Raw genomic sequence first — 15,988 nt, 5'->3', positions numbered from 1 at the left:
CCCGATCGGAATCCTCCAATTTTAAATTCACATGGTCGAGAATCAAGGTCCCGCCATAGTATTTTGTCACGTTTTCCAGGGATAACAGCATTGGTATTCTCCTATAGCAAATGTCAGATTAAAACGGATGAAAGAGAGTTTGCCGCGGACGGGGCTCCTCAGCCCCTGGACAAACCGATACGGCCGGACCGATTAGGATTTTCCGGCACTGGCAGGCGATGGGGGCCAGCTTCCCCCAGAATGGAAAAAGAGCCTGTCCTTTTTATTGTAGCCTGTTCCGGGCAAAAAGTCCACTCCCCTGGCGCTTGGGAGCCCGGATTTTCCCTTGTATCCGGCGGTGCAAAGCAAAGATATTGTCGTTCTTCCCTGGCGTTTGGGGTCTAACTATGCTACAATAATCGCAACGCGATTATTGGGGAAGAAATTTCTTTCGGGCGAAGCGCCCTCCTGGGGCAAAGCCCCACCGAAATTTTTCCTGTTTGTGCAGACTTCATGCTGCAATAATCGCAACGTGATTATTGGGAAGAAATTTGCCGCCCAATGTTACAAACAGAGCTTGCGGCACGTTTCACCGGGAGTTTTCTCGGCCATATTACCATTTACATCAAAAGAAGGGGGCTGCCCCTTTTTCCTGGAGGCAACTATGCTGCAAAAAAATCAGATCATCCCCCTGACCATCACCGACATCACCCACGAAGGCCAAGGGGTGGGCCATCACGAGGGGATCGCCGTCTTTGTCCCCATGACCGCCGTGGGGGACCAGTTGAAAGTCCGGGTGGTCAAGGTTTTAAAAAACTACTGCTTTGGCAAGGTGGAAGAGATCCTCTCCCCCTCTCCCAACCGGGTGGAAAACGACTGTCCTGTTTACCGCCGCTGCGGCGGATGCAGTTTCCGCCACCTCTCCTACGAGGAGGAACAGCGGTTTAAAAACAACTGGGTGTTTGAGAACTTCCGGCGGATCGGCGGGGTGGACCTGCCTCAGGTACCCCTTCTCCCCTCCCCAAAAGAAGAGGGCTACCGCAACAAAGCCCAATTCCCGGTGCAGAAAAAGGACGGCAAGGTGGCTATCGGCTTTTATGCCCCCCGCAGCCATGAGGTGATCCCCTGTGTGGACTGCCGGCTCCAGCCCCCCTCCTTCGCCCGAATCTTGACCGAGATCCAGGGCTTTTTAGAAAGGGAAAACATCTCCATCTACGATGAAACCACCGGCAAGGGCCTTGTGCGCCATATCTATCTGCGCTATGGGGAGGTGACGGGGGAGATCATGGTCTGCCTGGTGATCAACGGCAAAAGCCTCCCCAAAGAGGGACATCTGGTGAAACGCCTCTTGGAGGTGGAACCAGGCATTGCCTCGGTCATCCTCAACACCAACACCAAAAACACCAATGTGATTTTGGGAAAAGAGTGCCGCACCCTCTATGGGAAAGACCATATCACCGACCTTCTGTGCGATGTAAAAGTGGACATCTCCCCTCTGGCTTTTTACCAGGTGAACCGCTCGTCGGCGGAGAATCTGTACCGAAAAGCCGCAGAGTTTGCCGCCCTCACCGGAGAGGAGACCTTGGTGGATCTCTACTGTGGGGCGGGAACCATCGGCCTCTCGATGGCCGGGCAGGTAAAGGAGCTGATCGGGGTGGAGATCATCCCAGAAGCGGTGGAAAACGCCCGATCAAACGCCCGCAAAAACGGGGTGAAAAACGCCCGGTTCCTCTGTGCCGACGCCTCCCAGGCAGCCACGGCCTTGGCCGACGAGGGGATCCGGCCGGATGTAGTGGTGGTGGATCCGCCCCGCAAAGGCTGCGATCTCCCGGTGCTGGAAGCCATCGCCCGGATGGCCCCCAGCCGGGTGGTGTACATCTCCTGCAACAGCGCCACCGCCGCCCGGGACTGTGCCGAATTTGCCAAACTGGGCTACCGGGCGGTCAAAGCCCAGGCTGTGGATCTCTTCCCCCGCACCTGCCATGTGGAGACGGTTTGCTTGTTGTCCAAACTTCAAAGTAAAGAACATATCGAGATCGAAGTGAAGATGGACGAGCTGGATTTGACATCGGCGGAGAGTAAAGCCACCTATGATGAGATCAAAGCCTATGTGCTGGAAAAGCACGGCCTGAAGGTGTCCAGCCTGTATATCTCCCAGGTTAAGCGGAAGTGCGGGCTAGATGTGGGGCAGAATTATAATCTGTCAAAGAAAGAAGACGCGAAAGTACCACAGTGCCCGCCGGAAAAGGAAGCTGCAATTATGGATGCATTAAAGCATTTTCAAATGATTTGATGGCAAGCCTGTCTTGCTCAAAGCAAAACGTGGTCTGGGATTCCAATATCCAGACCACGTTTTTGCCAATCAATAGCTCACGATTTCGTGAATTTTATTTGTCTTTTAGCACAGTATCCGTTATACTAGTAAATAGGAAAAAATCAGGAGGTGCGGGATGGCAATCAGTTACAATCGGCTGTGGAAACAGTTGATCGATCATGGTTTGAGCAAAACCGACATGATGCACCGTGCAAAAATCAGCACCAATGTTTTAGCACGATTAAGTAAAGGTGAGCCTGTCTCCATGGACAGCATGGAAAAAATCTGCACCATGCTGGGATGCAATATCGGAGACGTGATGGAATTTATCCCTGATACAGAAAACGGAGGAATAGATGCATGATTACAGGTGTGATTAAAAATAAAGTAGATAAAATCTGGACGGACATCTGGGCGGGCGGCATTACCAATCCTCTAACCGTCATCGAACAGCTGACCTATCTTATGTTTATCCGCTCTCTGGACGAAAAAGAGCTGGAAACGGAAGAATTTGAGCATATGACTGGCGAGAAGATGGAGAAGATTTTCCCCCAGTCTGCCGTTGGACAGTCCATGCGCTGGAGTAAATTCAAGAACAACGATCCCCGCGATATTTTCAATGTAATTTCCCAGCGGGTCTTCCCTGCCATCAAAAACATGAAACATGGCTGCCTGCCGGACTTCACCGAGCAGGGGGAACTGGTGGAAATCGCCGACGATTCCAGCAGTGATGTGCAGAATGAGACGGCCTTTGCCCGGTACATGAGCGATGCGATGTTCCTGATTCCTACGCCGCAGGTGTTGCAAAAAATCATCACAGGGTTGGATGACCTGTATGAGCATGACATTGCCGATCTGGATATGCAGGGCGACTTGTACGAGTACATGCTGGGCAAACTGGCCACCGCTGGGCAGAACGGCCAGTTTCGCACTCCCAAGCACATCCGGGAAATGATGGTGGAGTTGTTGCAACCCACCCCGGATGACACCATCTGCGACCCGGCCTGCGGCACGGCAGGCTTTCTGGTCTCCGCCGCGGAGTACATTCGCAACCACTACGAGGATACCATGACTTCCGAGCAGTGGGAGCACTTTGCTGGGGACGCCTTCACCGGCTTTGACACAGACCGCACCATGCTGCGCATTTCTGCGATGAACCTGATGCTGCACTCCATCAGCCACCCGGAGATCGACTACAAGGACAGTGTTTCCAAGCAGAATCAGATCAGCGATAAGTTTACCATGTGTCTGGCAAATCCGCCTTTCAAGGGCACCGTGGACGCGGAAAGCATCAACGACAACCTGAAAGCCGTGACCAACACCAAAAAGACCGAGCTGTTGTTTCTGGCCCTGTTCCTGCGGATGCTGAGAAAGGGTGGTCAGTGCGCCTGTATCGTGCCGGACGGCGTGCTGTTCGGCTCCTCCAAGGCGCACAAAGCTATTCGCAAAGAACTGGTGGAGAACCATCAGCTGCGGGCGGTGATCTCTATGCCCTCCGGTGTGTTCAAACCCTATGCCGGGGTGTCCACGGCGGTGCTGGTATTCACCAAAACCGGCGCAGGCGGAACCGAAAACGTCTGGTTCTATGACATGAAGGCCGATGGCTTTTCCTTGGACGATAAGCGCAGCGAGGTGGAGGAGAATGACATCCCCGACATCATCAAGCGGTTCCACCATCTGGACCAGGAAGCTGACCGCAAGCGCACGGAGCAGAGCTTTTTTGTGCCGAAACAGGAAATCGCAGACAACGACTATGACCTGTCCATCAACAAGTACAAAGAGGTGGAGTATGTGCCGGTGGAGTACCCCTCTACCACAGAACTGATGGCAGACCTGCATGAGCTGGAACTGGAGATTACCGCAGGGCTGGCGGAATTGGAGGAGATGCTATGATGGCGAGGTTAGAAGAAATTTGTGCGATAAATATGGGACAGTCTCCGGATTCTTCCACATACAACGAAGATGGTAACGGCCTTCCGTTTTTTCAGGGAAATGCAGATTTTGGAGAGATTTATCCTGCGGTTCGTATGTGGTGCTCTGAGCCAACCAAAATAGCACGGGAAAAAGATATTTTAATCTCTGTTCGTGCACCAATTGGCGCGTTGAATATTGCAAATTGTGAATGCTGTATAGGCCGAGGGTTAGCTGCTTTAACGGTAAACGAGGATATTTGTGCTCAGGAATATTTATGGCATGCGTTATCAGGTAAGGTTGACGAACTAAATTCCAAAGGTACTGGAAGTACATTCAAGGCCATCAATAAAAAAACACTTTCTGAAACAGAAATTCCCCTTCCACCCATTGACGAACAGCGCAAAATCGCGGCGATTCTGGACAAAGTGAGCGACCTGATTGCGAAACGTCAACAGCAGCTGGATAAGCTGGATGAAGCGGTCAAGGCAAGGTTTGTGGAGATATTTGGGGAACCGGATGAAAATCCAAAGCATTGGCAAGAAGATGAATTGAGTCATCATCTTAAAGTTATAGGAGGATACGCTTTTAAGAGTGATGGATTTACTGACGAAGGCATTCCTGTCTTACGAATTGGAAACATCAATTCGGGGCATTTTCTCCCGGTTAATATGGTTTATTGGCCAGATGATTTAGCGCTTGCACGTTACAAGGTATTCCCTGGAGATTTGGTTATGTCACTCACTGGAACGGTCGGCAAAGATGATTATGGAAATGTTTGCATTCTTGGGGCTGATTATGACGAATACTATTTAAACCAACGGAATGCCAAACTGTCCATTGAGAAATCTCTTAACAAGTGTTACTTCTCAGAGTTGCTAAAATTTCCCAGAATCAAAAAGCGATTGACAGGAATCAGTAGAGGTATTCGACAGGCGAATATTTCTAATAAAGACATCCTCACACTGCGGGTCCCTATGCCACCGATAGAATTACAGGAACAGTTTGCCGCCTTTGTGGAGCAAACAGAAAAAACAAAGATTATCATCAGCCACAGCCTCGAAAAACTGGAAACGTTGAAAAAGGCTCTGATGCAGGAATACTTTGGATGAGGTAAAACATATGGAATTCCCTAAACAAATAAAAGATACTGTATATAGACTTCTTCAAGAACCAACATTGGATCACTTTCGTGAGTTTTTACAGGATCAAACTGGCGAACACAATGCCATCGATTTTAAACAAGAGTGGATTGAGAAAGATAAGCTGGCCAAATTAATGCTCGCTTTAGCAAATTACGGCGGTGGAATTGTCGTTTTTGGTGTACATGAAAACGGTGATAAGACATTTTCATGTGATGGGTTGAAAGAGTTACAAGCAAAAGAGCAGATAGGGGCATGGATAAAGCCGTATCTTTCTTCCAGCCTGAAGTATGATGTATATGATTTTAGCTATCAAACATCTGAGTACGAGGCATTGAAGGGAAAACAATTCCAAATGCTTTTTGTTGAAGATACTCCTCAATTTTTACCGTTCATCTCTCGAAAAGAAGGTTCTAATATTAAGCCTGCTACTATTTATATACGACGTGGAACATCCGATGAGCAAGTTACAGAAGAAGAATTATCTCATATTCTTGAACGGCGAATGAAACATATTTTTCCTGTAACTGGGAAACCGTTAGTTTTGGAAGAACATCTTGAGCAACTTAAAATCTTATATAATCATATAGAACCAACAATTTCCAAGATAAAAAATCCCGAAAACATTCCATTTGTGCAGGCCTTAAAAACATTTGCAGAGTTGGCGCGAGGAATTACAGGCGGATACGAGTATGAAACAGAAAAAAATCCTTTGTATCCTGAAGAATCTTACGAACAATTTATTGCTGCACTAATTGATAAAAAGAAGAAAAAAATTGAACGGGTGCTTGATTTGCAGTGAGGAGTCTTGATAGATGGTAAAATTCATTTCAGAAAACTGGGCAAACATTTTGCTTATTATCGTAGGTAGCTTTGCCCTTGCAACTTACATATTGCAGGAACGGAAGAAAAAGATTGATGCAGCTTCTCTTATCGTCCTTCAAATCGATGAATTCCAGGAGCGATTAAGGGAAATCTCTACGTTCATTGTTGACGGACAATTAAACGAAACGGCGTTCTATGAATCACTACCCTTGATGGATACGGATTATTGGAACAAGTACAAACATTACTTTGTCCGAAAAATGGACGCGACCAGCTATACAGCACTGAATCAACTATATGAGTATGTGTCAGAGATTCAGGAACAGCAGATGCTCATGAAGGCTTTCCAAAAGAATTCCTTTCAGATAACACAAAATGTTTTGGCAAATATAGAATCGCATTTTATTGTGGCCGATCTTAATAATGCTTGTACCGGAGTTACAGCGCAAAATATCACTTCTGCTATGGGAAATATGATTCCGCAAGGCGTTTCGGAAGCAGATCGAAATACGCTTAACGCAATGGTGCAACAAATAGCGGCACAGAATCCCAATTTTGATATGAATCGTTTTTGGAGCCTCTATAATCAGCAAAGAAATTGGACGAAGTCTATCATTAACCAAGGGGCATTAACTTCTTATACCCCTGTCCAAATTCGTATAAGTTTAGAGAAAATGCTAAAGAAATATTCGATGCTTGAAATTAGCGGAACAGAAGGCTATCAAATGCTCGAAAAGGCTTCTAAACAAAAGTTTTAAGCAAGTGAGAGGTCTATTATGGAAGAAGATGTTACAAAGATATATGAGGAATATTCGGAGGAACTTCTGTTTTGCAAATATTTTATAGCTGAAAAGTTAAAACATCATGCTGAGATGGGTAGATGTGGAGAAAACATTCTCAAAAAATGTCTCCAGGAACGGTTTCAAATGCTAGAATTTGTTACCGGCTTTATTGCTTGGGCTAATCATCAAAGCCCACAATGTGACATCATCGTATGTAGGAAAAATTTTTATAGACGTCAACTAGCCGGAGACATTTTCCTGGTTGAACCAAATGATTGCATAATGGTTATAGAAGTCAAAGGAAATGCGACCTTGGATGATTTAACAGAAACGATTGAAAAAAATAAATTTTTCCAATTGCATGATGAAACAAAACATATAAAATTAGCGATGTTTGCTTTTAAAACTCGTATTGGAAAACAACGATTGTATAAAGAGTTCGGTTATAAATATGACAGAAGTACAAAAGGATATATCCAGGAACGGCTTCCAGAAGAAAAGACATTAGACTATTTTGTATGCTTACATAGAGAGAGCCTAACTAGCTCAGCACGGGATAAACAAGTATTCTTCTTGAAAGATGGGCAAGATCGGCAGTTCTATGTACTAGATAACCATTTTCCAATAATGCAGAATTTTTCGAGGCTAATACAAAGCTTGCAGAATTAGGGCTAGATAAAATGATGATTTCTTGATCGGTTTTAGTGCTGAGACCGCGATGCTGAGAAGATTTGAATATAGGAAATATTGGTGGGAGCAACATTGTCATGGAATATACAGAGGTTTTAGACAAGCAAATCACGAGAAAACAACATTATGTCCCTAAGGCTTACTTAAAAAACTTTTCTGTGAGTAATCAAAAATCAGAACAAGTTTATGTTGTTTTTGCTAATGATGAAAATGCAAAAATGGTTTCAATCGACAATATTTGCTGTCGTTCTTACCTATATGATCAAATTGCAATTGATCCAGATAGCAAAACTCGTGTTTTTGCAGCACCAAATGAGATCGAGAACAGTTTTATCGAACTGGAAGGCGAATACGCAACAATTATCTCAAAGATAAAAAATGCTTTACGAGATTCAGATGAATTTGAGTTGGCGCGGGTGGAAATTGATAAACTAAGGCAATTTATGTCATCACTACTGTTTAGAAACCCTGTTTTTGTACATCTGTCAAATTATATTATTGATACACAATACAAAAACGATCCGCAGTATATTAAACATGTAAAGGACATTTTTCCTGATGTACCGCAAAATGTTTACCTGTCCATGCTGGCAAACGAGTTTTTGAAGATAAACATTGCTCCGGATGTTGGCTTGTTTCCTCGGGCTTTGGCTGAGACAATGAAGGAATCGCAACTGTGTATTTTTAAAGCTAAAGGTTCCGTATTTGTTACAAGCGATATGCCGGTAGTCAATATTTACGGTGAAAAAGATGGTATAAAATATGACTTGATTGGTATGCCAATTATGCCAGAATTATTTTTGGCGTTTGTCGATACTGTTCAGCGCATTCCCAGAATAATCATAATTGATGACAACAGTGTAAAGCGCATGAACAGCAAGCAGATAAATAAAGGGATGCTAATTTCTAACCGTATAAACTTATTATCGTATATTGATTTTTCAATAGATGATGAAAAAGAAGATGATGAACAGTTTTATCAACTGCTTCATACAGATAAGGAAACCACGTTGAAGCAATATGAGGACATGATGAGTTCAAAAGAAATAAAATACTGGAGATGATGTGATGACGAACTTCTCCTTTCTCAAAGCCAAAACTGAATATGCTCTCTTCGCCCCCGCCTGCATGGAAGCTGAGAAAATTTATGTTTCTGCTCCTGCCATGTGTGCAGTAGGCTGCCGTAAGGCATTGGAGCTAGCAGTAAAATGGGTATATGTAGCGGACAAGTCCATGAAAATGCCTTACAAGGACAATCTGCAATCCCTCATTCACGAGCCAACTTTCCGCTTCGCTGTGGACTCCAACACTTGGGGCAAGATGCCTTTTATCATCAAGTTGGGCAATCTGGCGGTACATACCGAGCGCAGCGTTCAGCCAAGTGATGCGCTTGCTTCTCTGCGCGGTCTGTTTGAGTTTGTGCAGTGGATCGACTATTGCTATGGCGCGGACTATCAGGAGCGCACCTTCGACGAGAATCTTGTCCCCACCGGAAAGGTGGCGGTGGACACCCGGAAAATCAAGGAACAGGAAAGTCTGCTGGACCAGAAAGATGCCGAGATCGAGGCGCTGCGCAAGCAAATCGAGCAGATGTCCACCCGATACACCGCCGAAAAGGAGCAGCATCAGAAGGAACGCACCTTCCAGCCGGAGGACCTCTCGGAATTCAAGACCCGCAAAATCTACATCGACGTGGACCTCAAACTGATGGGCTGGAAGTTCACCGGCCCAGATGCTGATGTACAGGAGGAGTATCGTGTGGAGGATATGGCCGGGATGCCAGGTCAGCCTGGCTTCTGCGACTATGTGCTGTTTGGAAAGGACGGCCTGCCCCTGGCGGTGGTGGAAGCCAAGCGCACCAGCAAGGACCCAAACATTGGACGCAAACAAGCGGTTTTGTATGCGGATTGTCTGGAACGGAAATTTGGCCGCCGCCCCATGATGTTCACCACCAATGGCTTTGAAACCTACTTCTGGGATGACCAGACCGCCCCGCAACGGAAGGTCAGTGGCATTTTCAGCAAGGATGACCTGCAAAAGCTGATGAACCGGCGCACCGAGCGGATGGATTTGATGGGCGTTTCCATTGATGACAAAATCACTGACCGGTATTACCAGAAGGAAGCCATCCGGGCGGTGTGCGAACAGATTACGCAGGGGTTCCGCAAGCATCTGCTGGTGATGGCCACCGGCACCGGCAAAACCAGAACCGCGTCCAGCCTGACCGATGTGCTCAGCCGAGGCAAATGGGTGACCAACATTCTGTTTCTGGCCGACCGCACCGCGCTGGTGAAGCAGGCAAAGGACGATTTCAAGAACTATCTGCCGGATATGTCCCTGTGCAACCTCTGCTCCAACAAGGACGACCGGAACGCCCGCATTGTGTTCTCCACCTATCCGACCATCCTCAACGCCATTGATGACACCAAGTCCAAGGACGGGCGGCAGCTGTTTACTCCGGCGCACTTCGACCTGATTATCATTGACGAAAGCCACCGGAGCATCTTCAAAAAGTACCGGGCCATCTTTGAATATTTTGACGCCTTCATGGTGGGTCTGACCGCCACGCCGAAGACCGATGTGGATCGGAACACCTACGACTTTTTCGAGATGGAACACGGCGTGCCCACCTATGCCTATGATTATGAAACGGCGGTGCAACAGGACCATGTGCTGGTTCCCTATTACAACTACGAGGTCAAGACCCGTTTTCTGGAAGAAGGCATCTCCTATGATGATTTGTCCGAAGAGGACAAAGAGCGATATGAGGATGATTTCATCGAAGACGGTCAGTTGCCAGACTTTATCCCCTCTGCTGCCCTCAATAAATTTGTGTTCAACGAAACCACCGTGGACATCGTACTGCAAGACCTGATGGACCGGGGTATCAAGGTGGCGGGCGGCGACCGTCTGGGGAAAACCATCCTGTTTGCCCAGAACAAACGCCACGCGGAGTTTATTCTGGAGCGGTTCAATAAGCTGTACCCCCAGTACCGGGGCAGCTTCGCCCAGCGGGTCATTTGCGACGACGCCTATGCCCAGACCATCATTGATGATTTCAAGCAGCCGGAAAAAGAACCGCACATTGCCGTATCGGTGGACATGATGGACACCGGCATCGACGTGCCGGAATGCGTCAATCTGGTGTTTTTCAAAAAGGTTCGGTCAAAGGCAAAGTTCTGGCAGATGATTGGCCGCGGCACCCGGCTATGCAAAGGGCTGGCCTGCGTGGACCAGATTGACGGAACCTATACCGACAAGCGGCGCTTTCTGATTTTTGACTACTGCGGCAACTTCGAATACTTCCGGCAGCACAAAGAAGGCTACGAAACCAGAGAAACCAAAACGCTGTCGGAAAACATCTTCGGCAAACAAATCAAAATCGCCATGGCGCTGCAGGAAAGCACCTTTGCCGGTGAGGATTATCAGGCATGGCGCAAGGAGATTGTCAACACCTGTCACAAGCAGGTGATGGCGCTCAACTCAGACCTGATTGCCGTAAAATTGCGGATGCAGTATGTGGAGAAATATAAAAAGCCGGAAGCCCTCGTGTCCATAAGCGAAGGTGACAAGGGCGAGTTGCTCACACAGATTGCACCTCTGGTACGCTCAGACGAGGCTGACGAGTTTGCAAAGCGGTTTGATAATTTCATGTATGGCCTAATTCTGGCACACATCGAGCAGATGCCCGCTTTCCGGTATGCAAAAAAGCAACTGTGCGACACCGCTTCCCTACTGGAGCGTAAGGCCAGCATTCCGCAGATCAAGGCAAAGTTGCCCATGCTTCAGGAGATTCACACCGATGCATTTTGGGACGCGAACGATATTTTGCTGTTTGAGCAGGTTCGGAAGGAGCTGCGGGAGCTGATTCGATTTTTAGATGAAGGTGGCGGAGCACAGAGGCAGATTGTCACCAAGCTGACTGACCCGATTATTGACAGTCAGGAGGGCGTCCAGCTGGAAGCTGCCTATGACTTTGAAGACTACCGTGCCAAGGTCAATCGCTATGTGAACGAGCATGGAAATACGCTGGCCATATATAAGCTGACCCATAATATTCCGCTGGCTATGGGCGATTATCAGGAACTGGAGCGGGTGCTAACTAGCGAATTGGGCAGCAAAGAAGATTATGCCCGAGAGTTTGGCGACACACCCTTTGGCTTGCTCATTCGCAAGATTGCTAAGCTAGATCATGAAGCGGCTATGCAGGCGTTTTCCGCTTTTATCAATGACCAATCTCTGAATCAAAAGCAGATTGCTTTTGTAAACAAAATCATCAATCATATTGAGTTGAACGGATATATGGAAAATGTCGCAGAGCTGACTAAGCCACCGTTTGACAAGCCAATCAGTTTTATCAAATTGTTTGATGCAAAAACCAGAACCGCTTTGATGGAGACTATCAATCAGGTTCGAGAAAACGCGGTTCAAATTACAGCGTCATAAACAATGAACCAGGCACGGAAATTCACCCTTATTCTGGGTGGATTTTCGTGCCTGGTCTTTTCTGTTCGGGTATGGGGGCACCATTGTGCAGGAGCAGGATGGATAGCCACTGCACGGACAGGCGAGGTGTCCAGAGGGGCAAAGCCCCTTTGGCTCTGGGTCATCCAATAGGGGCGAGTAGCATCCCTGTTGGCAAAGGGAGTCTAGAGGGGAACAGCGTTCCCCTTGGCGGGAGGTTTCCAAAGGAGGGCAGTGCCTTCCTTGGCACACGACTTTCCCTCGGAAAGTCTAGTGTGTTATACCTTTGCTTCCGTCTGACGCGGGAAAGGGGTTGACGGTGTACTCTGCGGTGCGGCAGAGGGTGGCGGCAAACGCTTTTTCGCGTCAGTAGGACAGGCGGATTTTGTGATGTGAGCTACAGCACAAACGCAGGATTTTTGAGAAACAAAATCCGCCTGTCCGGAAAAGGAAGCAGAGGTATATAAAAGCCTTCGTCCCACCACAGCGCTGCCTTTGTTTCAGCGTTTCTTCCGCTTTCCCTTGCCGTGGGTCATGGTCGTTTTCCCACGCTGGCTGATGGGAGTTTTCAGGTGTTTGGACAGCTTTAGTACCTCGATCAAGTTGACAAATTGTTCCATTGTGATGGCATCGTAATCAATCCCCAATGTGGAAAGCAATGCTTTCGCTTTCTTTTCCTCGGAGCTTCCCTCAAAGTTCATTGCATCCTGTAACTGATCCTGCATAGTTGCTGCAAGGGAGATTTCATCCGCCGTCATGGTGTCGGGGCGGTGTTCACTCCGAATGTCACGAAGGATACCTTTCAGATCATCCGCAATCAGGCTTCCGAAATATTCATCTTCCCGAATCTGCGCCACTTCTAATGTCCGCAGATGCAGGTCATTTTCTTCGTCGCCATTTTTCATCAATGCCATCTGCCGGACAGCTTCCAGCACGGCATTCATATTGTTGACCCGCATATCCGCGATCCGGTCAACGTAAATCTCAGCGTCCAGCATGAACCGCTGGAAATCCTTGTGGCAGATCAGCTCCGACAGCAGCCGGTGGTTGAACTTGCCCGTTTTCAATACATCAATCGAAGCATCACCCAAATGCAGCTCATGCAGAGCTGTGTTTGGGTGATTTTTTGTTTCCGTCCGCCCCATCAGATAGTCGCAGGAAACACCGTAATAGTCAGCCAGCACCAAAATGCTATATGGGCTGATGTCCTTGCCGTTATCCGATTCATATTTGCCGAGTGCGGATTTTGAGATGCCCACCTCGGCGGCAAGCTGCTCCAACGTCAGCTTTTGTGCTGTTCGTAAATCCTTCAAACGTTCCCCGATTGTCAGCTTAACCTGCATACACCAGCCTCCTTTGCAGCTTTTTCTGTGTTGTATCATGCTTTTTCGCTTTTGTCTAAGAGCGTGGAAAAATCCTACTTTCATCCCACTTTTCCTACCTCTCGGATATACGGGAAAGAGCCTGTTTTCTTACTAAAATTTAGACGTAAACCACGCAGCACCTTGAAAATTTCATGACCGTCCGATGAGGATATGCTTTCCAGAGAAGTATCGCATTCAGCGTACCAAGGAAGAGACAACGCCAGGGTAAGGACTCGGGCAGGAACGGCATCGGGTAGAACGGCGAAGTTCAATTATTTTATAGGAGGAAACAGGTATGGATTTATTTACACAAGTCAAGATGGCAGTTTCCGTAAAAGAGGCTGCCGAATACTATGGATTGGAAGTAAAACGTGGCAACATGGTCTGCTGTCCATTCCACAATGACCGCACACCCAGCATGAAGCTGAACGAGGATTACCTCTACTGCTTCGGCTGCGGGGCAACTGGTGACGTGATCGACCTTGTGGCAAAGCTGTTCAACCTGAGCAGCTATGACGCGGCGAAGAAGCTGGTGTATGACTTCGGGATTGACCCGGACAAGCCCCCAGCCGCGGCAGTGCTGCGGAAGCCGCAATACCCACTGGCAAAGGCGTCCCAGAGAGCGGAAATGCATTGTCAGCGGATATTGTGCGGTTATCTGCATCTTTTGGAGCATTGGAAGGTGCAGCACGCACCCAAAACGCCGGAGGATACTTTTGATGACCGCTTTGTGGAAGCCTGCCAGATGCTCGATTATATCGAGGATCTGACAGATATTTTAACCTTTGCGGAGTTGGAGGTTCGCGTGAAAACCGTGGATATGCTTCAAAAGGACGGCATGATCGACCGGCTGGAAGAACGCCTGAAACGGACGGAAAAGGAGGTGGATGCCCGTGACGAAACGGAAATCGGCTAATTTAGACGCGCCTATCTGGTTTGACGGCACAAATATCAATGAGGCACTGTTCTGTGATGAATTTCTGAACAGCCGGAAAATCATCTTTGCCAACGGTGCTTTCTTCACGCCGGACGGCAGGGTGACCGACGATCTGCCGCTCCGGGGCGAAATCTATGAGGAACTGAAATGCTGCGCTGTGAACAATATCCCTCGAAAGATCACCAACATTCTGGAAGTGATGAAGCTGGCAGCTCATGTAGAGGACTTTGCGCCGGAGGCAGACAGAATCCATCTGGCAAACGGTACTTTGAAGCTGGATGGCCGCTTTACCGAAGGCAGACCGAACATCGTGCGGAGCAGACTGCCGGTGACATACCGCCCTGACGCACCGACTCCCGTTCGGTGGTTTTCCTTTCTGGATGGGCTTCTTTACGCGGAGGACATTCCCACCTTGCAGGAGTTCATCGGCTATTGCCTGATCCCCAGCAACAAGGGACAGCGCATGATGGTGATTAAGGGAAACGGCGGCGAAGGGAAATCGCAGATCGGCGCAGTGCTGGGTGCGCTTCTCGGCAGCAACATGAAGGACGGCAGCATCGGTAAAATTTCTGAAAACCGGTTTGCCCGCGCGGATCTGGAACACATCCTGCTGTGCGTCGATGATGATATGCGGATGGAGGCGCTGCGGCAGACCAACTACGTCAAGTCCATCGTGACCGCCCAAGGCAAGATGGATCTGGAACGCAAAGGCAAGCAGAGCTACCAGGGGTGGATGTTTGCCCGGCTGCTGGCGTTCTCCAACGGTGATCTGCAAGCACTCTATGACCGAAGCGACGGATTTTACCGCCGTCAGCTTGTGCTGACCACCAGGGAAAAGCCTGCGGGACGGGTAGATGATCCTGACCTTGCCGAAAAGATGAAAGCAGAGGTCGAGGGTATCTTTCTATGGGCGTTTGAGGGCTTGCAGCGGCTTGTTGCCAACAACTTCAAGTTCACAGAAAGTCAGCGTACACGGGATAATCGGGAGGCAGTCAGGCGGGATAACAACAACGTCTTTGATTTTCTCGAATCAGAGGGCTATATCCGGCTGAAAGCAGACTGCACCATCAGCTCCAAGGAATTGTACGAAATTTATCGGATGTGGTGTGAGGAAAACAATCTGACGCCGCTAAAGCGCCGCAGCTTCAGTGAGAGTGTGATTGCGAACCAGAACAAGTACAATCTGGAATACTGCAACAAGATCACCAACGCTGCCGGACGGCGCGTATGGGGCTTTTTCGGTATTGAGGCGATTGCAAAACCCAATATAAACGGGTTTTCTGATGTCTCAGAGCGTACGTACGTACCGGAGGAATGGCGATGAATTTTCTCGACGTCGTGCCGTGTACGTATGTACGCAGCGTTTCGCATCAAACACCGCCATATGAAAAAACTGCTGGGTTTACTGCTATATTTTGGGGTGAGAAATCAAGCCATGTGAAATTCGCAAATTATTTGACTGATGGCAGAAGTGGTTTCACGGAATCGTGCTTCTCGGAACAGCAAAGCAGATGCGCGGAAATATGGGAAATCACACGGTTTAGAGCAAAGCCACACGGAGCAGAAAAGTCGATAGGTGT

At 48.1% G+C, this 15,988-nt stretch carries 12 protein-coding genes; 11 read left to right on the top strand and 1 reads right to left on the bottom strand.

Features of this window, described 5'->3' with window-relative positions; all coding sequences use genetic code 11:
* Nucleotides 1-643 precede the first annotated feature (643 nt).
* From rlmD to BQ5353_RS11670, 9 genes are all read left to right on the top strand, one after another.
* Nucleotides 644-2,272, top strand: coding sequence for a 23S rRNA (uracil(1939)-C(5))-methyltransferase RlmD (rlmD, locus tag BQ5353_RS11710; RefSeq protein WP_071428320.1), 1,629 nt, complete (start codon nt 644-646; stop codon nt 2,270-2,272).
* A 157-nt stretch (nt 2,273-2,429) separates the two neighbouring features.
* A complete protein-coding gene (locus tag BQ5353_RS11705) occupies nt 2,430-2,657 on the top strand; it encodes a helix-turn-helix domain-containing protein (protein ID WP_015564904.1) in 228 nt (75 codons plus the stop codon).
* Nucleotides 2,654-4,186: a type I restriction-modification system subunit M gene (locus tag BQ5353_RS11700; protein ID WP_071428319.1), complete on the top strand. Its 1,533-nt coding sequence runs from the start codon at nt 2,654-2,656 to the stop codon at nt 4,184-4,186. The genes BQ5353_RS11705 and BQ5353_RS11700 overlap by 4 nt, the downstream gene beginning before the upstream one ends.
* Nucleotides 4,183-5,316: a restriction endonuclease subunit S gene (locus BQ5353_RS11695; RefSeq protein ID WP_233424521.1), complete on the top strand. Its 1,134-nt coding sequence runs from the start codon at nt 4,183-4,185 to the stop codon at nt 5,314-5,316. Before BQ5353_RS11700 ends, BQ5353_RS11695 begins: the two co-directional genes overlap by 4 nt.
* A gap of 10 nt (nt 5,317-5,326) precedes the next feature.
* Complete coding sequence (locus BQ5353_RS11690) at nt 5,327-6,148, top strand: AlbA family DNA-binding domain-containing protein (RefSeq protein ID WP_071428318.1); 822 nt, start codon at nt 5,327-5,329, stop codon at nt 6,146-6,148.
* Nucleotides 6,149-6,161: 13 nt separating this feature from the next.
* Nucleotides 6,162-6,929 carry a hypothetical protein gene (locus BQ5353_RS11685; RefSeq protein ID WP_071428317.1) on the top strand — a complete coding sequence of 256 codons (768 nt, stop codon included), beginning with the start codon at nt 6,162-6,164 and terminating at the stop codon, nt 6,927-6,929.
* An 18-nt stretch (nt 6,930-6,947) separates the two neighbouring features.
* Nucleotides 6,948-7,622 carry a DUF6602 domain-containing protein gene (locus tag BQ5353_RS11680; protein WP_071428316.1) on the top strand — a complete coding sequence of 225 codons (675 nt, stop codon included), beginning with the start codon at nt 6,948-6,950 and terminating at the stop codon, nt 7,620-7,622.
* A 98-nt stretch (nt 7,623-7,720) separates the two neighbouring features.
* A complete protein-coding gene (locus tag BQ5353_RS11675) occupies nt 7,721-8,707 on the top strand; it encodes a DUF4238 domain-containing protein (protein ID WP_071428315.1) in 987 nt (328 codons plus the stop codon).
* Nucleotides 8,708-8,711: 4 nt separating this feature from the next.
* A complete protein-coding gene (locus BQ5353_RS11670) occupies nt 8,712-12,089 on the top strand; it encodes a DEAD/DEAH box helicase family protein (protein ID WP_071428314.1) in 3,378 nt (1,125 codons plus the stop codon).
* 518 nt (nt 12,090-12,607) lie between these two features.
* On the opposite strand, the gene BQ5353_RS11665 is transcribed toward BQ5353_RS11670, so the two are convergent.
* Nucleotides 12,608-13,450, bottom strand: coding sequence for a helix-turn-helix domain-containing protein (locus BQ5353_RS11665; RefSeq protein ID WP_071428313.1), 843 nt, complete (start codon nt 13,448-13,450; stop codon nt 12,608-12,610).
* Between the two features lie 316 nt (nt 13,451-13,766).
* Between BQ5353_RS11665 and BQ5353_RS11660 the strand changes: the two genes are divergently transcribed.
* Both BQ5353_RS11660 and BQ5353_RS11655 read left to right on the top strand, forming a co-directional pair.
* Nucleotides 13,767-14,387 carry a CHC2 zinc finger domain-containing protein gene (locus tag BQ5353_RS11660; protein WP_071428312.1) on the top strand — a complete coding sequence of 207 codons (621 nt, stop codon included), beginning with the start codon at nt 13,767-13,769 and terminating at the stop codon, nt 14,385-14,387.
* Nucleotides 14,359-15,732, top strand: coding sequence for a DNA primase family protein (locus BQ5353_RS11655; protein WP_071428311.1), 1,374 nt, complete (start codon nt 14,359-14,361; stop codon nt 15,730-15,732). The genes BQ5353_RS11660 and BQ5353_RS11655 overlap by 29 nt, the downstream gene beginning before the upstream one ends.
* Nucleotides 15,733-15,988 lie beyond the last annotated feature (256 nt).

It is taken from the genome of Merdimmobilis hominis, from assembly GCF_900104615.1.
Lineage (GTDB): Bacteria > Bacillota > Clostridia > Oscillospirales > Ruminococcaceae > Merdimmobilis > Merdimmobilis hominis.
Note: the sequence above shows the minus strand (reverse complement) of the source record. Positions and strands in the feature narration are given on the sequence as shown.